The organism is Pseudoalteromonas sp. SA25 (assembly GCF_011378705.1).
Classification (GTDB): domain Bacteria; phylum Pseudomonadota; class Gammaproteobacteria; order Enterobacterales; family Alteromonadaceae; genus Pseudoalteromonas; species Pseudoalteromonas arctica.
In genome coordinates, this window is the sequence record NZ_WTKV01000008.1 from 1 (window position 1) to 20175 (window position 20175).

The 20175-nt window shown below is 39.9% G+C and carries 17 protein-coding genes and 1 other annotated feature; of the genes, 11 read left to right on the top strand and 6 right to left on the bottom strand.

The genetic code is table 11. The features are described from left to right. Positions 1–12: 12 nt before the first annotated feature. Both GQR45_RS08170 and GQR45_RS08175 read right to left on the bottom strand, forming a co-directional pair. A complete protein-coding gene (locus GQR45_RS08170; RefSeq protein WP_096058041.1) occupies positions 13–1386 on the bottom strand; it encodes an IS4 family transposase in 1374 nt (457 codons plus the stop codon). Between the two features lie 123 nt (positions 1387–1509). Beyond that, on the bottom strand, positions 1510–2274 hold the full coding sequence (locus GQR45_RS08175; protein ID WP_007581382.1) for an outer membrane protein assembly factor BamD: 765 nt from the start codon (positions 2272–2274) through the stop codon (positions 1510–1512). Between the two features lie 141 nt (positions 2275–2415). On the opposite strand from GQR45_RS08175, the gene rluD reads away from it, so the two are divergent. The 3 genes from rluD to clpB all read left to right on the top strand — a co-directional run bounded on the left by rluD (position 2416) and on the right by clpB (position 6797). Next, positions 2416–3393, top strand: a complete 978-nt coding sequence (rluD, locus tag GQR45_RS08180; RefSeq protein WP_007581384.1) for a 23S rRNA pseudouridine(1911/1915/1917) synthase RluD — start codon at positions 2416–2418, stop codon at positions 3391–3393. Then, a complete protein-coding gene (gene pgeF / locus GQR45_RS08185; RefSeq protein WP_165725654.1) occupies positions 3393–4124 on the top strand; it encodes a peptidoglycan editing factor PgeF in 732 nt (243 codons plus the stop codon). The genes rluD and pgeF overlap by 1 nt, the downstream gene beginning before the upstream one ends. A 96-nt stretch (positions 4125–4220) precedes the next feature. Continuing rightward, the gene (gene clpB / locus GQR45_RS08190; RefSeq protein WP_165725655.1) at positions 4221–6797 is read left to right on the top strand and encodes an ATP-dependent chaperone ClpB; all 2577 of its coding nucleotides are present in this window, start codon (positions 4221–4223) and stop codon (positions 6795–6797) included. A 52-nt stretch (positions 6798–6849) separates the two neighbouring features. Here clpB and GQR45_RS08195 read toward each other — a convergent pair whose 3' ends face one another. Then, positions 6850–8397, bottom strand: coding sequence for a PAS domain-containing methyl-accepting chemotaxis protein (locus tag GQR45_RS08195; RefSeq protein ID WP_165725656.1), 1548 nt, complete (start codon positions 8395–8397; stop codon positions 6850–6852). A gap of 587 nt (positions 8398–8984) precedes the next feature. Between GQR45_RS08195 and gshA the strand changes: the two genes are divergently transcribed. Both gshA and GQR45_RS08205 read left to right on the top strand, forming a co-directional pair. Next, entirely contained in the window at positions 8985–10562 is a 1578-nt protein-coding gene (gshA, locus tag GQR45_RS08200; RefSeq protein WP_165725657.1) for a glutamate--cysteine ligase, read from the top strand. A 146-nt stretch (positions 10563–10708) separates the two neighbouring features. Next, positions 10709–11320, top strand: coding sequence for a transglycosylase SLT domain-containing protein (locus tag GQR45_RS08205; protein WP_010554629.1), 612 nt, complete (start codon positions 10709–10711; stop codon positions 11318–11320). A gap of 48 nt (positions 11321–11368) precedes the next feature. Here GQR45_RS08205 and GQR45_RS08210 read toward each other — a convergent pair whose 3' ends face one another. Both GQR45_RS08210 and ccsA read right to left on the bottom strand, forming a co-directional pair. Then, on the bottom strand, positions 11369–12637 hold the full coding sequence (locus GQR45_RS08210) for a CNNM domain-containing protein (protein WP_024593584.1): 1269 nt from the start codon (positions 12635–12637) through the stop codon (positions 11369–11371). 61 nt (positions 12638–12698) lie between these two features. Continuing rightward, complete coding sequence (gene ccsA, locus GQR45_RS08215) at positions 12699–13505, bottom strand: cytochrome c biogenesis protein CcsA (protein WP_024593585.1); 807 nt, start codon at positions 13503–13505, stop codon at positions 12699–12701. Positions 13506–13758: 253 nt separating this feature from the next. Here ccsA and ffh point away from each other — a divergent pair, with 253 nt between their 5' ends. The 6 genes from ffh to tyrA all read left to right on the top strand — a co-directional run bounded on the left by ffh (position 13759) and on the right by tyrA (position 18723). Then, on the top strand, positions 13759–15138 hold the full coding sequence (ffh, locus tag GQR45_RS08220; protein WP_007581399.1) for a signal recognition particle protein: 1380 nt from the start codon (positions 13759–13761) through the stop codon (positions 15136–15138). Positions 15139–15398: 260 nt separating this feature from the next. Beyond that, positions 15399–15647 carry a 30S ribosomal protein S16 gene (gene rpsP, locus GQR45_RS08225; protein WP_002962192.1) on the top strand — a complete coding sequence of 83 codons (249 nt, stop codon included), beginning with the start codon at positions 15399–15401 and terminating at the stop codon, positions 15645–15647. Positions 15648–15664: 17 nt separating this feature from the next. Further along, positions 15665–16201, top strand: coding sequence for a ribosome maturation factor RimM (gene rimM / locus GQR45_RS08230; RefSeq protein WP_010554631.1), 537 nt, complete (start codon positions 15665–15667; stop codon positions 16199–16201). Beyond that, entirely contained in the window at positions 16201–16968 is a 768-nt protein-coding gene (gene trmD, locus GQR45_RS08235) for a tRNA (guanosine(37)-N1)-methyltransferase TrmD (protein ID WP_007581405.1), read from the top strand. Before rimM ends, trmD begins: the two co-directional genes overlap by 1 nt. A 33-nt stretch (positions 16969–17001) precedes the next feature. Then, positions 17002–17361 (top strand): 50S ribosomal protein L19, encoded by a 360-nt coding sequence (gene rplS, locus GQR45_RS08240; RefSeq protein ID WP_007581406.1) that lies wholly within the window; start codon positions 17002–17004, stop codon positions 17359–17361. Between the two features lie 228 nt (positions 17362–17589). Further along, positions 17590–18723 (top strand): bifunctional chorismate mutase/prephenate dehydrogenase, encoded by a 1134-nt coding sequence (tyrA, locus tag GQR45_RS08245; RefSeq protein WP_165725658.1) that lies wholly within the window; start codon positions 17590–17592, stop codon positions 18721–18723. Between the two features lie 128 nt (positions 18724–18851). Here tyrA and GQR45_RS08250 read toward each other — a convergent pair whose 3' ends face one another. Then, positions 18852–20009, bottom strand: a complete 1158-nt coding sequence (locus GQR45_RS08250; protein ID WP_007581410.1) for a chorismate mutase — start codon at positions 20007–20009, stop codon at positions 18852–18854. Between the two features lie 44 nt (positions 20010–20053). After that, positions 20054–20171: a sequence feature (Phe leader region), on the bottom strand. Between the last annotated feature and the right edge of the window lie 4 nt (positions 20172–20175).

Sequence of the window (20175 nt, forward strand, 5' to 3'; positions counted from 1 at the left end):
GCTGTCTCTTGATCACAAGTCTGACTCAAGAGATTTTGCTAAATCGTAGCCTTCCAGGATGGCTTGTAACTTAAGCCATCCTTGCCATAACACTTTCACAGATGCACGCCCTGTGCGCTTGGTATCTTTCCAGCCTCCTAACTTTGCCAGTTCCTGATACGCCCATGACATATTTGGAGCAGTTTCAGGCAATGGTGTTTTTATTCTCTTTAACCACAATAACTTCCATGCTTTGGGAGATAACAGTTGTTCACAACTTGGAGAATCAGGCTGCTCATTGGTGAACTTTAGTTGCAATATTCGCGTCGCAATAAAGCCATTAATCGTCACCAATCTTTCCATGTTATCTTGGCTTTGAAGGCGTAAACTTTCGATATCCGTACCATCACTTTTCCAGACTTTATGGTATTCCTCTACAAGCCAACGGTGCTCATAGTAGGTGATGATAGCTAAAGCGTCTTCTTTGCTGGTGACTGGTTCACTGGTTAATAGGTGCCAGCTTAAGCCGTTCTCAGCGTTTCCTCGCTCTGCACAGCCGACATAGTAAACTGGGAGGGAGTGTCCTTTCTTATTGTAAGGCGCTTTGAGTGTCACTGGCGCATAGGTGATATCCAGTGTTGCGCTTCGGGCTTTTCTTCCTCCTTTTTGTGCAATGTGGATGTGTTTGGTGCCTGCACTCATCAGCTCGCTTGCAAACGCATAGAGCTTATCCTCACCTTCTTCAATATGACGACTTTGCATCGAGCGTACGACGAATCGTTGCTGCTCGCTCAGTTTATACTGCAAGTATTCGTAGATGTCCGCTTCGCGGTCACACACCGATATCACGTTCGCCATTTGTCCTTGCAGCCGCTCTGCCATCGCTCGTGACGCTGACTCCCACTTGTAACTTTCTTTTTCTTCGTAAGAAGTCGTCGCGTGTTTTTCTCTTTTTCCAATCGTGTTGATATCACGACTCCAGCGAGACTGTTCAATTAATCCCACAACTTGCTTTGTGTCTGGCGCAAACAGTAATACGCTATGAGCTAACAAGCCTCGTTGTTTTGCTCCTCGTCCGACATGACCCAAATCATCTCGAATGGAGGAATGTTTATAAATTAGTGTGGTCGTGTCTTCTAATGCGAGTAATAAGTTATGACTTTTTGCTTGTTCAACCGTGGCTTTAAAGCCTGACTCTGCTATAGCCGTTGCGTCAATATTCTCGTTGCGAATAAAGCGGTAGGCACCTTCCATATCGGCGGGGGATTGAGTGATGTTCACAAGTGGTTTTCCTGGTTCATTTGCAAGCGTTGATGCTAACTTTACCAGACGCGCTGTTCTTCTTGGATCACCTAAGTCCGATTTACCGAATTGTTGTTTTGCCCAATGAGTATGTTCGTTAATCATAATGTGCCCTCAAACAAGATTTGAAGATCTGATCATGACATTGAGATTTAGTTCAAAAAAATCCCCGCTAATTTCTTAGCAGGGATTTGTGTATAAGAGACAGCTTACTAAGCGCCTTTTTGTTTATTTAGTTCTTTTATTTAGTCTTCGTGTTTGCTTTGCGTGCTCACTAAGCTCAGTTAAACCTAATTGGTCGTAACTTTTTTCCATCATTTCAAGCGCGGGATCCAAGTAACTGCTTTGTGAGTAGTGTTCAACAACAAACTTACCTCTATTAGCAGCAGCTAAATAAGCTTCACGCTCATAATAGTAAGTGGCTACTTTTAATTCATAACGTGCCATACGATTTAAAAGCCATACTAAACGACGCTTAGCTTCAGGCGCGTAATCACTTTTCGGAAAGCGTTTTACTAGTGTCGATAAATCGGTAAATGCAACACGTGTACGGTTAGCATCTCTATCAGCTCTATCTACACCAAAGTACTCTTGGAACGCATTTTTATCTGCTTTAATGTTTACTAAACCACGCATGTAATACATGTAATCTAGGTCTTTATGGTTTGGATTTAAGCGGATAAAGCGGTCAATGGTTGCAAGTGCTTGTTCAGTATTACCTGATTGGTAATGTGCATACACTAAGTCCATTTGTACTTGTTTAGAGAATGGGCCAAACGGGTAGCGAGAATCTATTGCACTCAAAAGTTCAATTGCGCGAGCATATAAACCAGAATCTAGTGTTTCTTTTGCGTCTTCATATAAAGCGTGTGCAGACTTATTCGGTACACGTTGAATGTCTTCTTGGTCTGGAGCAGACGAACAAGCGCCTAAACTAAGTACAGAAACTGAAAAAACAATGGCAAATGCACGTTTCCCTATTTTATTTATCATTTTATTTGTTACCTTCGATGTCTTCGGCTAGGCCAAGTCGGTAAAACCGAGTAAACTATGCGTATTATATTATGCTTTTATTAAAAGCGATTCTAACCCAGTCGAGCAAAGCTTGCACTGGTAAATTGGGTAAAGTTACTAATGTCAGAGCAAATTTCTCTTCAAGCCGACGTTCCAACCGAATTAGGTGGTAAACGTCTAGACCAAGTATTAGCACAATTGTTCCCTGATTATTCACGTTCTCGTATAAAAACGTGGATATTGGATGATAAAATCACCGTAGACGGTGAAATTTTCAACACTCCACGCGAAAAGCTACTAGGTGGTGAAGTTGTAAGTGTTGAAACAACAATTGAAGCACCACGCGAATACGAAGCACAAGATATCAAATTAAACATTGTTTATGAAGACGATGATATTTTGGTAATTAATAAACCAATGGGCCTAGTGGTTCACCCTGGTGCGGGTAATCCTAATGGAACAGTGCTAAACGCATTACTACATTACTACCCTGAAATAATTAACGTACCACGCGCGGGTATTGTGCATCGTTTAGATAAAGACACGACCGGTTTAATGGTTGTAGCTAAAACGATTCCAGCACAAACGCATTTAGTGACAGCGCTGCAAAAGCGTGAAAACTTTACGCGTGAATATGAAGCACTGTGTAATGGTACTATGACCGCAGGTGGTATGGTTGAAAAAGCAATTGGCCGCCATCCGACTCAGCGTACGCATATGGCAGTACATGAACTGGGTAAACCGGCAATTACACATTACCGTGTTGCTGAAAAATTCCGTGCTCATACTCGTTTACGCCTGCGCTTAGAAACAGGTCGTACGCATCAAATTCGCGTGCACATGGCACATTTAAATCACCCGCTAATTGGCGATCAATCTTATGGCGGCCGTCCGCGTCCACCTAAAGGTGCAACACCTGAGTTATTTGAGTTACTTCGTAGCTTTAGACGCCAAGCACTACATGCTGTAAAATTGAGTATTGCGCATCCAATCACGGGTGAAATGATGACATGGCAAGCACCTATCCCAGACGATATGGTTGCTATGACACTCGCATTACGTGAAGATACCAAAGCTAATCCTGATATCGATAGATAATGCACTTATTGTCAGCGACATGGCAAAACCTTCATAAAGTAGGAACGTTAAGTACTACTTGTGGAGGTGGTGTTTCAAAAATCCCATTTAAAAGTTTTAATTTGGGATTCCATGTTGGTGATAATCAAAATCATGTATCAAAAAACCGCTCATTATTAACAAACCTCCTACCTAAACCTGCCGTGTGGCTAAATCAAATTCATAGCTCTAATGTTGTTATTGTTGATGAACATTTTGATTTTGATGAGTTACACGATGCTGATGCGCTTTATACTCAGTTATTAAATCAGCCTTTGGCTATAATGACCGCCGATTGTTTACCTATTTTATTAGTCAGTGATGATGAAAAGGAAGTTGCAGCTATACATGGCGGCTGGCGAGGGCTTGAGCAGGGAATTATTAAAAATACATTAGAGTGCTTTAGTACAAAGTGTGAAAATATAAATGCGTGGCTAGGGCCTGCAATTGGGCCAACTCGATTTGAGGTTGGGGCTGAAGTGTTTGAGTTATTTCAAAAAAGGTCCCCTTTATTTATTCAAGCATTTACACTACAAACTAATGGTAAATATCTTGCTGATATCTATGGTATTGCGCGTACTTTACTTACCCAGCAAGGCGTTAAAAATATTACGGGTGGCGACTATTGCACAGTCTCTCAAAGTGACTTGTTTTTTTCTTATCGACGAGATGGACAAACTGGACGTATGGCTAGTTTGATCTGGCGCAAGTAATTCACATCTTTAATCATTATATTTCCCCCTACACCTTGAACAAACACCTAAACATACCCATTAATTAAGCAATTAGATTATTTAATAGGTAACACCATGCGTTTAGATAGATTTACAAGTAAATTTCAATCTGCGCTTTCTGATGCGCAATCGCTAGCCCTTGGTCGCGATCATCAATTTATTGAACCCGTACATTTAATGTATTCATTGCTAAAGCAAAGTGGCTCTAGTGTACGTGCATTATTTGCACAAACGGGTGTCAGCGCTGACGAACTCAACACCAAGCTTTCACAAGAAATAGAAAAATTATTTAAAGTAGAAGGTGTAGGTGGCGACGTCCAGCTATCAAACAATATGGCATCACTTATTAATCTATGTGATAAGTACGCGCAAAAACGCAAAGACAAATATATTTCAAGTGAATTATTTGTACTGGCGGCATGCGATGATAAAGGTCCACTTGGCGATATATTTAGGTCGTTAAATATTACCGCAACTAAAATTGAAACTGCAATTAAAGCGATTCGCGGCGGTCAAAAAGTTGATGACCCAAATGCTGAAGAAACACGTCAAGCGCTTGAAAAATTCACGATTGATCTAACTGAGCGAGCAGAGCAAGGTAAGCTTGACCCCGTTATTGGTCGCGATGACGAAATTCGCCGCACGATTCAGGTACTACAACGCCGCACTAAAAATAACCCTGTATTAATCGGTGAACCAGGTGTTGGTAAAACAGCAATCGCTGAGGGGTTAGCACAGCGTATTATTAATGGTGAAGTACCTGAAGGATTAAAAAATAAACGCGTACTATCACTTGATTTAGGGGCGTTAGTTGCGGGTGCTAAATACCGTGGCGAATTTGAAGAACGTTTAAAATCAGTATTAAACGAATTGGCTAAAGAAGAAGGCCAAGTCATTTTATTTATTGATGAAATACATACTATTGTAGGTGCAGGAAAAAGTGACGGTGCCATGGATGCAGGCAATATGTTAAAGCCAGCATTAGCACGCGGTGAATTACACTGTGTTGGCGCAACCACGCTTGATGAATACCGTAAATATATAGAAAAAGACGCAGCTCTTGAGCGTCGATTCCAAAAGGTACTTATTGAAGAGCCATCTGTTGAAGATACCATTGCAATATTACGTGGCTTAAAAGAGCGATATGAGTTACATCATTCAGTAGAAATTACTGACCCCGCGATTGTTGCTGCGGCGCAGTTATCTCATCGTTACATTAGTGACCGTCAATTACCCGATAAAGCGATTGATTTAATAGATGAAGCGGGTTCTTCAATTCGATTACAAATTGATTCAAAACCAGAGTCATTAGATAAACTCGAACGTCGTATTATCCAATTAAAACTTGAAGATAACGCACTAGCGAAAGAAAAAGACGAAGCAAGTCAAAAACGCAGAGCTGAAATGCAAGAGTTGATCACCGACCTTGATGGGCAATATCGTGAGCTAGACGAGATATGGAATGCTGAAAAAGCATCACTTCAAGGCACGCAAGTAATTAAAGCCGAGCTTGAACAAGCAAGATTAGATTTAGATGTAGCGCGAAGAGCAAGTGATTTACAGCGTATGTCAGAGCTGCAATATGGGCGAATTCCAGAGCTTGAACGAAAACTTGATTTAGCCTCACAAGCCGAAATGCAAGAAATGACCCTGCTTAAAAACCAAGTAGGTGAGGATGAAATTGCTGAAATACTGTCTCGCTGGACAGGTATTCCTGTTGCAAGAATGCTACAAGGTGAGCGTGAAAAGCTGCTGCAAATGGAAGATAAGTTACACAGTAAAGTAATAGGGCAAGATGAAGCGGTTGTTGCTGTTTCTAACGCAATACGACGCTCACGTGCCGGGCTTGCAGATCCTAATCGTCCTATTGGTTCTTTCTTATTTTTAGGTCCAACTGGTGTGGGTAAAACAGAGCTGACAAAAGCACTGGCTGGTTTTATGTTTGATACCGAAGATGCCATGGTGCGTATTGACATGTCTGAGTTCATGGAAAAGCATTCAGTTGCACGTTTAGTAGGGGCACCTCCAGGTTACGTGGGCTACGAAGAGGGCGGTTATTTAACCGAGGCAGTACGTCGTAAACCTTACTCAGTGATATTGCTTGATGAAATAGAAAAGGCGCATCCTGATGTGTTTAATATTTTACTGCAAGTATTAGATGATGGCCGATTAACTGACGGGCAGGGTAGAACCGTTGATTTTAAAAATACTGTTATTATCATGACCTCAAATTTAGGCTCAGATATTATCCAAGAGCAAGCGGGTAATAATGATTACACGACCCTTAAAGCTAAAGTAATGGAAGTATTAATTAATGAGTTTAGGCCTGAATTTATTAACCGTATAGACGAGACTGTCGTGTTCCACCCGTTAGCAAACGAGCATATAAAAGAAATAGCTGATATTCAGTTAATGAAATTACGTGAGCGTTTAACTGAGATGGGATATCTGCTTGAAATAAGCGATGCTGCTCTTGAGCGAATTGCAGCAAGTGGGTTTGATCCTGTGTACGGTGCACGTCCGCTTAAGCGTGCTATTCAACAAACGATTGAAAACCCGCTGGCACAAAAGTTACTTAATGGAGACTACTTACCAGGTTGCGTGATCGTTATTGATGCAAATGACGACTCTCTGGTATTTTCCAAGCGTTAATTGTAAATAATTAAACTCAAAAGCCGCTAAAATAGCGGCTTTTTTATGTTTGTTAAACTTTAAAAGTTAGTAATAAATCGTTCACCCTACGTGAACCTTCAACAAGTTCAGCTGCTCCTTTTGCCACATTAAAGCTTAAGCTTAAGTTGTTATCTCCAAAGTCTTTAATTTGCGAAACATTATTACTAATATCATTACTAACCATTTGTTGCTCTTCTGCAGCAGATGATATTTGTATTGCTAAATGAGATATTTCACTGATTTGGATAAAAATCCCCTCTAATTCAACTTGAGTTTTATCGGTTGTCAGCACACAATTATCGGCTTGTGCTTTAGTGCTTTGCATTACTTTAGACCAGCTAAATAAAGTATCTTGTATTTCTTTAATAGAACTGTGGATTTGTGTTGTAGCATTTTGAGTACGTGACGAAAGGGTCCTTACCTCGTCGGCGACTACAGCAAAGCCTCGACCATGTTCTCCCGCTCTAGCTGCTTCAATCGCTGCATTAAGAGCAAGTAAGTTAGTTTGATCGGCAATTCCCTCTATTTCACTCATTACCTTGCCAATCTTATCTGCTTCAGAGGCTAAGCTGGTGGCTGTGGTTGCAGCCTTTTCTACTTGAAAAGCTAAATCAGATACCATTTTACTATTATCTGCAATATGGTCTTTTATCTCAGAGCAACTTTGATGAGTGTTATTCACTTTATCAGCTGTTTGAGCCGTGTTTACTGATATTTCACCAATGGTAGAGCTCATTTGAGTCATCGCTGATGCAATTTGTTCTAAACGCTCACCTTGCGAAGAAATGCCTTTTTCAGTAAGTGCTGATTGTTTATCTAGATCAGTCGCGATGCCATTAAAGCTTAATGTGGAATCTTTCATACGGCCAAGAACCGTGCGCAATTTTGCGTTTAGCATTTGCTCTCTATAATCACTTACGCTATGCGGTGTGTGGCCGCTGTAAATATAGCGAGAGATTGAATCGGCTCTTGCTTTTTGTTCGCGTAATATTTTAGGGGTAACAATCAGTTCATCATAATTTAGCGCAATAACCAAAACGCAAATAAGTAGGCTAATTACAGCTATAGAGATTGATCCCGTAACAGCAATAAAAATCAGCCAAAGTAATAGGCATATAAAAGTAATGCCTTGTCTTATTGTGGTGTGTTCTCGCAGATTAAATGATGACTTGTTGGTATTTATTTTGTTGTAAAGAGCGTGTGCACGTTGCTTAAGGTGAGAGCTTGCTTTAGTTCTTACTGATTGATAACCAACAAGTCGGTTATGCTCAAAAATAGGAGTTACAAAGGCATCTACCCAATAATAACGGCCATCTTTACAGCGGTTTTTAACCATGCCGCGCCACGAGTGTTCTTGTTTTAATGTTGCCCACATTTCTTTAAAGGCCGCTTTTGGCATATCAGGGTGACGAACAATATTATGATGCTGACCGATAAGCTCTTGTACGCTATAACCTGCTACAGAGCAAAACTCTTGATTGACGTATGTTATTACACCCTTGAGGTCGGTAGTAGAAACAAGCTCTTGTGACTCATCAAAGTATACTTCTTCATTTTTTAAGCTTTTATCATTGTGCATTATGTTTATTATCATCCTTTATTGTTGCTGTCATTATATTGGTTACACACTACAAAGCAAAAAATAGCGTCTTTCCTTTTATGCTCATAAGGCAAATAATTGTTTTTATTGATCTAGATCAAATTTAAATATCGAGTAGCTAAGTTGAACTCATTTTAAATAAGTTCCGGTCTATTATTTTAGGCTTATATTTTGCGTATTTAATTTATACTTAAATACGCATTTAAAGCATTTGTATAATGCCCAGAGCAATGGCAATATTACGACTTAATATAATGATGTTGGTCATATTGAGCGCATGTATAGAGTGGGTAAATAATTATTAACTTAGAAAAATTATATTGTTCTAGCAATTTATACCAGTTGCATTAAATAAGTGACCAATTATAGCGCTAAGAAAATAGCACAATAACAAGGCGAAAATTATGACATGTAGTTGTTCTATATGAATAATTTTTAACGCAGTGAGTGCGCTATTTAATGCGATAGAATGATCATATTTTCAATAAAATTGGTATTAATCTTGAGTCTAAGTAATTAGCCCCCATAACCTTATGATTAAGCCACGTGGCCCGAGGAAAGATTTTTTGACAACACATGATTTAGCTAACGCACTTGAAGCGTTATCAGTAAATGAGCACCAACATGCAGTTAAAGGCATTAAACGTGGCATAGAGCGAGAGTCGCTAAGAATACAAGATAATGGTGCAATATCACCTCAAGGTCACCCAAAAGGTGTGGGCAGTGCGTTAACTAACGGCCATATTACAACTGATTTTTCTGAGTCTTTACTTGAATTTATTACTCCAGTTAGTGAATCGTCAACGCAAACGCTTAAGCAATTAAAAGACCTTCAAAAGTTCACTCTAGAAAAAATGGGCGATGAACTACTTTGGCCCATTAGCATGCCGTGTTTTATTGAGCACCAAGACGATATAGTGTTAGCTCAATTTGGTAGTTCAAATACTGGTCAAATGAAAACACTATACCGTGAAGGATTAAAAAATCGCTACGGTAGTATGATGCAAGCAATTGCAGGTGTTCACTTTAATATTTCATTCCCAGATACGCTTTGGCAGTCACTTCATTCTTTACAAAAAAGCAATGCAAGCCTTCAAGATTTTATTTCAGAAGGCTACTTATCGCTTATTCGTAACTTTAAACGCGAACTATGGCTAATAAGTTACATGTTCGGCGCATCGCCAGCATTGTGTAACTCATTTTTGCAAGGTCGAAAAACTGACTTACCATTTAAAAAACTAGGTAAAGGCACGCTTTACTTAGAAGTTGGTACAGCACTGCGTTTAGGTAATTTAGGTTATACAAATAGCGCTCAGTCGTCACTACGCGTAATGTATAACTCGTTAGATGAATATGTAGCGGGCCTTAAAAAAGCAATCAACACACCATCAGAAATTTATGGTGATCTTGATGACTACAAGAGTGAAAACCCTAAGCAGTTAAATAAAAATATTCTGCAGATTGAAAACGAATTTTACTCGCCAATTCGTCCTAAGCGTAATGCGAAAAGTGGCGAAACGCCAACGGATGCATTGCTTCGAGCAGGCATTGAATACGTAGAAATTCGCGCATTAGACGTTAACCCGTTTAGCGAAGTTGGTATTGATATTGAGCAAATTCACTTTTTAGATGTGTTTTTAACGTATTGTTTATTAAAAGATTCAGCTCCAATGGATTGGAAAGAACAAGCACGTAGTACTGAAAATCTCGACACAGTAGTAAACCAAGGTCGAGAAGAAGGGCTAATGCTTAACTTTAATAACACACAGCGTAGCCTTCAGTCGTGGGGCGATGAAATATTTACCCAGCTTACAGATGTCGCTAAATGGATGGATAATGCTTATGGTGTTAACTATTACTCAGATACTATAAAGCGCATGGCAACGTGGATACATAATCCAGAGCTTACTTACTCTGGACGTTACGTGTCACAATTAAAAGAGTCTGGTTTAGACAACGGCCACTTTGCACTAGCATTGGCTAGTGAATATAAGCAAAGCCACGCAGATACTGACTACAGCGAGTTTTTAAAGCCTTGGCTGGAACAACAAGTTGTAGAGTCTAACGAAGCACAAGCTGCAATTGAGCAAGCAGATACCCAGTCATTTACCGCGTTTTTAGATGCGTATTTTGACGGTAAATAACCTTGGTATTTAGCAACATTTAAGCAAAAAAAAACGCAGCCTAAGTTGGCTGCGTAAATATATTCAGGGATGAATTAATGCTGTACTGCTGCATTCATTGAGTCAGACCCACACTTTATAAAAAAGTTCTGTGAGATCTTAGAAAAATGAAAAAAAATGCAATTATCCTATCTCTCGCCATTACTTTAGCCGGTTGTGCTACAGCACCTCCAAAGCAGCCTAACGATTTATGTAAAATCTTTGAAGAAAAGCCAGATTGGTATTTCGACGCAAAAGATGCACAAGAAAAATGGGGTTCTCCCAAGCATGTACTCATGAGTATGATGTACCAAGAAAGCTCATTTAAGCATGATGCCGCTCCGCCTATGGAGTACTTCTTATGGATAATTCCTACCGGTCGCGCAAGTGATGCCTATGGTTACTCGCAAGCTAAAACACCAACATGGTCTGATTATATTCGTGAAACAGGCAACAACGGTGCTGATAGAGATGACTTTGACGATGCAATCGACTTTATGGCGTGGTTTGTTTATAAAACGCATAAAGTAAATAAAATATCTAAATGGGATGCTTACGCACAATACCTTAATTATCATGAAGGTTGGGGTGGGTATAAGCGTGGCACGTACAAAAAGAAAAAGTGGCTAATGGGTGTTGCGAACAAAGTTAAGCACAGAGCAAGCCGTTATGGTGCGCAATTAAAACACTGCGAAGAAGAGCTTGATAAAGGTTGGTTTGAACGTCTTATATTTGGCTAGATAGTTATTAATGGATATAAAAAAGGAGCCAATTGGCTCCTTTTTTATTTAGCGAGAACGCTTATTCGGCAGTATCTTCACTTGTTTTATCATATTTTCTTTTACTTCGAGTACTTCAATAGGATATCCCGCGATACGCAGACTAATATTTGCATCAGGAATATTCTCCAAATATTCAACAATTAAACCACTCAGAGTTTTAGGTCCATCGAGCGGGAAATCCCAACCCATTTCTTTATTTAAATCGCGTACGTTAGCGCCGCCATCCACAATACATGAGCCATCAGTTTGTGTTTCTACTTCTTCGCTCGGCGTACGAGTTTGCGTAGTTGTAAAATCGCCAACAACTTCTTCTAAAATATCTTCTAGGGTCACTAGGCCTTGGATGTCGCCATACTCATCTACCACTAAGCCTATGCGTTCTTTAGATTGCTGAAACTTTAATAGCTGAGTATTTAGTGATGTCCCTTCAGGGATAAAGTAAATTTCACGTACAGCTCGTAGCAAAGATGGTTTATCAAATTGCTCTTTTGTAAGTAGACGAAGCGCATCACGTGAGTGAATAAAGCCTACTGCATCATCTATATTATCGCGATACAACAACACACGAGTATGTTGCGCATGGGTAAGCTGGCGACTAATTAGCTTCCAATCGTCATTAATATCAATGGCCACAATTTCGTTTCGTGGGATCATAATATCTTCAACGGTTACTTGTTCTAAATCTAAAATTGAAGTCAGCATACTTTGATGACGAGCAGGAATAAGTGCGCCTGACTCATTGAGTACTGTTTTTAATTCTTCTTTACTCATGCTGTGTTCGTCGATTTGAGCAGCACTAATACCAAATAACCGCAGTATACCGTTTGTCATCCAGTTAATAACCACGACAAAAGGGAACAGAATTTTTAGTAATCCCTTAAGTATTATTGAACTTGGAAAAGCAACTTTTTCAGGGTAGAGGGCAGCAAGGGTTTTAGGTGTTACTTCTGCAAATATAAGCACAACTAGAGTTAACACGCCCGTTGCTATAGCAATACCTAGGTCACCGTAAAGGCGAATACCTATAATGGTTGCAACTTGGGCTGCTGCTATATTAACAAGATTATTACCGATTAAAATTAAACCGATGAGCCTATCTGGACGGCTAAGTAATTTACTGACTCGTTTAGCTGCACGATGATCCTCTTTAGCGAGGTGTCGCAGGCGTATACGATTGATTGACATAATTCCGGTTTCTGAACCAGAAAAATAAGCAGAAAAAAGCACCAAAAAACCTAAAATGATAAATAGGGTACTTGTCGATATGTCGTCCAACGATGGATCCTTTTCTTATAAATCAATGCGTATTAAGCTAGAGTGAGCAAGCAGAGTCAAGTTAAAACTTATTTAGTATCACTTCTTGTATGAAACGGCTGCCAAAATAAGCGAGTGTGAGGACAAATGCAGCGACCATGATTGTAATAACCACCGGTTTACCGCGCCAACCCTTTTTCATATGACCAATAGCAACAACGGCAAAAATAGCCCACGCAACTAACGATAATATTGTTTTATGAATGAACTCTTTAGCGAACATTCCATCAAGAAATACAAACCCTGAAAGTAATGCAAATGTGAGTAATATAGTGCCTAAATTAAGAAGTTGGTAAAGCTGGCGCTCCACAACCATTAAAGGCGGAAGATGGCTATGCACAATTGCTAAATCTTTACGTTTTAAACGTTTATCAATAAAGTAAAACTGTACACCATATAAAGTAGCGATAATTAAAATACAGTAGGCTAACAAAGATAAAGAGATGTGCGTTACTAAACCCACCTCAATATTAATACTTTGCAATAAAATATGATGAGGAATAAATAAACTGGCAATGGTTAGTAAGGCACCAAAACCATAAACAACGGGCAACAATAAAGTTGCAGGGAATTTTAGCGAGACAGCCGTCACCGAGACCACAATCACCCAGCACGTCAAAAGAGCGACGTTTACGATACTTAAATCTTGACCGTCGGCTCTAAAAACAGAGTTAACTAACAGCAGCATGTGCGCCACTATAGCAACCGTGCTTAAAATAACAGTTACTTTTTGGCTTGGGCCTTGTTGATGAAACAGGCGTGAAAGCACGTGAGACGTTGCTAACACATAAAATAAACTGGCAATAATAGTTAAACTAATAATCAGCATTGTGCTTGGGCCACTTAATTTGAGACAAAATAAACCTTGTTGTTATATAGCCATTGTATTTTATAGCAAAGCAAATGCATAGACCTTAAAAAAAGAAACTCATCAAGGTGCACTTGAACACTATATTGTAAGACGCCATATACGGTATACTACTTTTAATTGAAACTTAATAAGTCAATCTAGGTTAATTGAAAAATCAAATTAATCGTAAAATTTAAATGGATTGATATAAACGTCTTATCGGAACCGTTACATGTTTGAGAACCTCCAAGAACGATTAGGTAAAACCTTAAAAAATATCAGTGGCCGTGGCCGTCTGACGGAAGACAACATAAAAGACACACTTCGCGAAGTGCGTATGGCATTTTTAGAAGCCGATGTGGCATTGCCTGTTGTTCGCGACTTTGTAAAACAAGTTAAAGAACGCGCAGTTGGGGTTGAAGTTACAAAAAGCTTAAGCCCAGGCCAAGTATTTATAAAAATAGTGCGTGAAGAACTAGAAAAAGCAATGGGCGAGGCTAATGAAGAGCTAAGTCTAAATGCGCAACCGCCAGCCGTTGTAATGGTAGCGGGTCTACAAGGTGCGGGTAAAACCACCAGTGTAGCTAAGCTTGCTAAGTTTTTAAAAGAGCGAAAAAAGAAATCAGTACTTGTAGTAAGTGCCGATGTTTATCGTCCTGCGGCGATTAAACAGCTAGAAACGCTTGCAGCAGAAGTTGATGTTGATTTCTTCCCAAGTGATATTTCGCAAAAGCCAGTTGATATTGCAACCGCTGCAATTTCTCATGCTAAAAAGAAATTTATAGATGTAGTACTTGTTGATACTGCAGGTCGTCTACATGTTGATAGCAACATGATGGATGAAATTAAAGATCTTCATAAAGCAATCAACCCAATTGAAACCTTGTTTGTTGTTGATGCAATGACAGGTCAAGATGCGGCGAATACAGCTAAAGCATTCGACGAAGCATTACCACTTACCGGTGTTATATTAACAAAAACCGATGGTGATGCGCGTGGTGGTGCTGCTTTATCTATACGTCACATCACTGGCAAGCCTATTAAGTTTATGGGTGTGGGTGAGCGCACTGACGCACTTGAACCTTTCCACCCAGACCGTATAGCGTCGCGTATTTTAGGCATGGGTGACGTACTTTCATTAATCGAAGAAGTCGAGATGAAAGTAGATAAAGAGCAAGCTGCTAGAGTTGCTGAAAAAGTATTTAAAGGCGCAGGTTTTACTCTTGATGATTTTGCTGACCAATTAAAGCAAATGAAAAGCATGGGTGGCATGATGTCAATGCTTGATAAGCTCCCTGGTATGTCTAACTTACCAGATGCTGTTAAAGGTCAAATGGGTGATAAAACATTTATCCAAATGGAAGCTATTATTAGCTCTATGACTAAAAAAGAGCGTGCACGCCCAGAAATCATTAAAGGTTCGCGTAAAAAACGCATAGCAGCTGGCTCTGGTACACAAGTGCAAGAGATTAATAAGTTGCTTAAGCAGTTTACGCAAATGCAAAAAATGATGAAAAAAATGAAAGGTAAAGGCGGCATGACTAAAATGATGCGCGGTATGAAAGGCATGTTACCACCTGGAATGATGGGCGGCGGCGGTCCTAAATTTTAAAAAGTACCATTAAGTTACTTTTTAAAATAATAGCGAATCATATTTAAAGGAGCAAATAGCTCCTTTTTTGTTGAATAAATTATGCATGTAATACACCTTTAACTCTTATTTGTCGTTGAGATCACGGTTTAACCTACTAAACTGCCTTTTTGGTTCACTTCTTACTTGCGTTATTGCCAAAAACTCGTACAATTCCCCAGCTCCCCATTCTGGGGAGTAAATCTTATTAATGAAAACAGTCAATCTTTATAGAGGACGGTATGGTAACTATTCGTTTGCAACGTGGTGGCGCTAAAAAACGCCCTTTCTATCAAATTGTGGTTGCGGATAGCCGTTTCTCGCGTGACGGTCGCTTCATCGAGAAAGTAGGCTTTTTTAACCCAATTGCTTCAGGTCAAGAAGAAAAAATTCGTTTAGATTTACCACGTGTTGAACACTGGGTAGGTCAGGGCGCATCTCTTTCAGATCGCGTAGCTAAGTTAGTAAAAGACGCTCGTAAAGCGGCTTAATAGGCGTAAGTGTAACCATGAGTCAAGAGAACACCTCATCAATAATTGTCGTAGGAAAGCTCGGTGCCCCATATGGTATAAAGGGCTGGCTTAAGGTACATTCATTTACTGATGATCCCGTAGGGATCTTCGATTTCAGCCCGTGGTTGATAGGGCAGCAAGGTAAATGGCAGTCCTTAGAAGTGGTCGACTGGCGTCGCCACAACAAAGGCTTTATCGCTAAATTTGCGCAGGTAAACGACCGAGACGAAGCAATGGCTTATACCCATGCAGAAATTTCAATGGATGCAGCGCATTTACCAGAACTCCCGCAAGGTGAGTTCTATTGGCGAGATCTCATTGGCATGTCTGTTGTAACCGATAAAGGTTATAGCTTAGGCATTGTTGATGACCTGATGGAGACAGGATCAAATGACGTACTGGTTGTTAAAGCAAACAGTAAAGACGCATTTGGTCAAGCTGAGCGTTTGATTCCTTTTTTAACTGATTCAGTTATTAAAGAAGTTAAATACGACGCAAGAGAAATTACCGTAGACTGGGATCCTGGTTTTTAATGACGCAAACTAGTTCATTATGGGTAGGGGTGATAAGCCTTTTTCCAGACATGTTTGACGCTATTACAGACCAAGGTGTTACCGGTCGCGCAGTAAAAAATGGCTTAATTGATTTTAACTGCTGGAATCCGCGAGACTACGCTTTAGATAAGCATAGAACCGTAGATGACCGTCCTTACGGGGGCGGACCTGGTATGTTAATGATGGTTGAGCCATTAAAAAAAGCGATTGCCGAAGCTAAAAAAGCAGCTGGTGATGGTGCTAAAGTAATTTATATGTCCCCGCAAGGGCGCAAACTTGATCAGCAAGGTGCTAGCGAACTCGCTAACTCTAAAAAACTGATTTTGATTGCCGGTCGCTATGAAGGTATAGATGAGAGAATAATAGAGTCATATGTTGACGAAGAATGGTCAATTGGTGATTTTATTTTGAGTGGTGGTGAACTACCTGCCATGACATTAATTGACGCAGTAGCGCGATTAGTGCCAGGTGTGTTAGGTCATAACCAGTCAGCGGAACAAGATTCATTTTCAGATGGCTTGTTAGATTGTCCACACTATACACGACCAGAAACATTGGACGACAAACAGGTTCCTGCTGTATTACTCAGTGGTAACCACCAAGAGATAGCAAAATGGCGGCTTATGCAGTCATTAGGCAGAACTTGGTTACGACGTCCTGACTTGTTGCATAACCTAGCTCTGACTGAGGAGCAAGCGGTATTACTCGCGAAATTTCAGCAAGAGTACCAAAAAGCTTGTGGCTAGAAGACAGTTACACCTAGGAAAGTGAGAAACATAATGGCAAAAGTAAACCAAAATATTATTAAAGCGCTTGAAGATGAGCAGCTTAAAACAGACGTACCTGCATTTGGCCCTGGTGATACAGTGGTTGTACAGGTAAAAGTAAAAGAAGGTGCTAAAGAGCGTCTACAGGCCTTTGAAGGTGTTGTAATCGCTAAGCGTAATCGTGGTCTTCACTCAGCATTCACAGTTCGTAAAATCTCGAACGGTGAAGGCGTTGAGCGTGTATTCCAAACGCACAGCCCTCTTATTGATAGCGTAACAGTTAAGCGTCGCGGTGCAGTTCGCCGTGCTAAGCTTTACTATCTACGTGAGCGTTCTGGTAAATCTGCACGTATTAGAGAAAAACTTAACTAATACGCGCTGTTTATCAACGCAAAAAAACGGGTTGCATCCTTCGGGTTGCAACCCGTTTTGGTTTTAGAATATTATTTTCTCAATTCTCAATTCTCAATTCCTCATTAGTAAAATTTCCTCTTTAGCCTTTTCTCAGTTAGCTGATCCTGTTAGTATTTATCGTATTGATTAGTTTACTTTTATGTAAATTTATATTTACGTTATTTGGTTTTTTAAGGTGGGACGAACGTGGCTGACATAAGTGATTTAGCACAGCTAAGAGAAGGTATAGATGAATGCGATGCACAACTTGTTGCCTTACTCGCTAAACGTAATGGTATTACGCAAAGAATTGGTGAGATAAAACAACAAACAGGCGCGCCTTTACATGCACCTTCCCGTGAAGCAGAGCTATTAGCGGCAAGACGACAAGAAGCAATAAATCAAAATGTAAGCCCAGATCTCGTTGAAGATATACTAAGACGTATGATGCGAGAAGCCTATCAAAACCAACAAGCAAAACTTGCATGCGCAGCGCCAGAGCTTTCGCCAATTGTGATTGTGGGTGGTCAAGGTGCCATGGGCCAGTTATTTGCACAGCAGTTTATTCGCTCAGGTTACGAAGTTAAAATCTTAGATAAAGATCAGCAAAACGATGCTAAAAGTATTTTAAAAGGTGCCAAGCTGGTAATGATTAGCGTACCTATTAATGCATTGGACGCTGTAGTTGCTAAGTTACCTAAACTAGATGAAGACTGTTTACTAGTTGATATTACATCGGTAAAGCAATCGCCTATTAAAGCACTAAAAGCTGCGCACAGTGGCCCTGTGGTTGGTTTGCACCCTATGTTTGGGCCTGATATATCACACTGGGTAAAACAAACAGTTGTTGTATGTGAAGGACGAGAGCACCAAGCGGCAAAAGGTTTGTTACAGCAGTTACAAGTATGGGGTTGTCAGCTTGTTGAGCTTGATGCTAAAAAGCATGATGAAGCAATGCAAATTATTCAGGTAATGCGCCATTTAACGACATTTGTGTACGGACAATTTTTAGCAAAACAAAGTCATACACTAGAAGAATTACGTAGCTGCTCGTCACCTATATATCAATTAGAACTGATGATGGTAGGGCGTTTATTTGCGCAGTCGCCTGAGCTTTACTCAGATATTATGCTAGCACAATTCGATGATGTAGAAACCTTACTTGCACAGTACCAAGATACCTTCGCAAGTACATTAGCAAAATTAAAAGCGGGAGATAAAGCAGCGCTTATTGATTCTTTTGCGCAGGCTAAAGTTTACTTTTCTGACTCGACAGAACACTTTTTAACGCAAAGTAGAAGCTTATTAAATAAAGCGAATGATTCAAAAGTTTTAGATTAATATTTGTTATACCGTTTGCTTAAGTATGGGGATTTAATTCGTTAAATTGCTAAAATATTTATGCAGACTGGTACTAGTTAACGAAAAAGGGCCGATATCGGCCCTTTTTTGATTTGTAAAATTGCTTATTAAGTATTAACGCTTACTGCCTGTAGTGACTCGCTTTGGTAGCATCCTAAAATACGTACATATTGGGTGTGCTCTTTAAGTTCTTCTAGCGCTTCTTTTACTTGGCTTTCAGCTAAGTTTGCTTCTAGGTCAACATAAAAAACTTCTTCCCACGGATTGCCCGGAGTAGGGCGAGATTCAAGTTTTACTAAATTAATCTTATGCTGCTTAAAAATCATTAACGCATCGGCTAGTGAGCCCGCTTGTTGTTTTGTCGACATGATCAAACTAGTTTTAGTTGGAATTTGGTTAGACACTTGTAGAGGCTTACGTGCAACAACAATAAAGCGGCTATGGTTTTCGCTTTGATTAGCTAGGTTTGATTTAATAACCTCAAGCCCGACGTTTTTCCCCGCTTGTGCAGAGCCAATTGCAGCACTGTATGGTGTGTTCAGAGCTGATTGTAGCGCGCTTGATGTTGAGTCACATGTTTCGTGTTGTAAATCACCTAAGCCCTGTAAAAAGCGGCTGCACTGCGCAAATGGTTGTGGGTGTGCAAATATTTTTGTTAGTTGACTAAGTTCAGTATCAGGGTTGGCGAGTAAGCAATGCTCTACACTGTGAGTTACTTCTCCAACAATAGACACTTGCGCGTGCTGTAATAAGTCAAACACCTCGTTAATACTGCCAGAGCTTGTGTTTTCAATGGGTAATAAACCAAAATCAGCTTGTCCGTTTTCTACTTTACCTGTTATTTCGTCAAACGATGTACAGCCAATTTCAACTAATTTACCCGGGCGGCGGCTAAAATATTTATGGCATGCTAGTTGGCTATAAGAACCCTGACCACCTAAGTAAGTTACACGGTGTGTTTCACTAAGGGCATCTGGATTCAGGTTTTTTTGTAGCATTGCTTGTTGGTGTAAAACTGAGTCTTCCAAAATAGTTTGAAAAACATTATTCACGTAGTAAGCATCTAAACCTAGTGATTTACCATAACCAATCAGTTTCTCTAAAAGTGCGAGTTCACGTGCTTCATCGCGAATTGGCTTGTTGTTGGCGATTTTATATTCAACCACACCGTGGCTAATACGACGACGTTTAGCTAATAATACGAGTAAGTCGGAGTCTATTTCATTTATATCGTGTCTTAGTGCATTTAATACATCATTTGTCATTTTGGTATCCTCATTCCAAAAGTAAGCTGTTATTACACAGCAAAAACAAAAAAGCCTCCCGGTTGGGAGGCTTTACTATTCGATTGATTTTATCTCACAAACAGGGAAGCCTCTTCTATATAAAGAAGCTAAAAAACGAAAAAAAAGTGCGAGAGATAAATATGTT

Excerpts from the sequence above, each read along its gene's own strand:
- ccsA (WP_024593585.1), bottom strand. The coding sequence starts at position 13,505 with ATGCTGATTATTAGTTTAACTATTATTGCCAGTTTATTTTATGTGTTA.
- GQR45_RS08170 (WP_096058041.1), bottom strand. The coding sequence starts at position 1,386 with ATGATTAACGAACATACTCATTGGGCAAAACAACAATTCGGTAAATCG.
- GQR45_RS08195 (WP_165725656.1), bottom strand. The coding sequence starts at position 8,397 with ATGCACAATGATAAAAGCTTAAAAAATGAAGAAGTATACTTTGATGAG.
- clpB (WP_165725655.1), top strand. The coding sequence starts at position 4,221 with ATGCGTTTAGATAGATTTACAAGTAAATTTCAATCTGCGCTTTCTGAT.
- rluD (WP_007581384.1), top strand. The coding sequence starts at position 2,416 with ATGTCAGAGCAAATTTCTCTTCAAGCCGACGTTCCAACCGAATTAGGT.
- GQR45_RS08175 (WP_007581382.1), bottom strand. The coding sequence starts at position 2,274 with ATGATAAATAAAATAGGGAAACGTGCATTTGCCATTGTTTTTTCAGTT.
- rpsP (WP_002962192.1), top strand. The coding sequence starts at position 15,399 with ATGGTAACTATTCGTTTGCAACGTGGTGGCGCTAAAAAACGCCCTTTC.
- rimM (WP_010554631.1), top strand. The coding sequence starts at position 15,665 with ATGAGTCAAGAGAACACCTCATCAATAATTGTCGTAGGAAAGCTCGGT.
- ffh (WP_007581399.1), top strand. The coding sequence starts at position 13,759 with ATGTTTGAGAACCTCCAAGAACGATTAGGTAAAACCTTAAAAAATATC.
- trmD (WP_007581405.1), top strand. The coding sequence starts at position 16,201 with ATGACGCAAACTAGTTCATTATGGGTAGGGGTGATAAGCCTTTTTCCA.
- pgeF (WP_165725654.1), top strand. The coding sequence starts at position 3,393 with ATGCACTTATTGTCAGCGACATGGCAAAACCTTCATAAAGTAGGAACG.
- rplS (WP_007581406.1), top strand. The coding sequence starts at position 17,002 with ATGGCAAAAGTAAACCAAAATATTATTAAAGCGCTTGAAGATGAGCAG.
- GQR45_RS08205 (WP_010554629.1), top strand. The coding sequence starts at position 10,709 with ATGAAAAAAAATGCAATTATCCTATCTCTCGCCATTACTTTAGCCGGT.
- GQR45_RS08250 (WP_007581410.1), bottom strand. The coding sequence starts at position 20,009 with ATGACAAATGATGTATTAAATGCACTAAGACACGATATAAATGAAATA.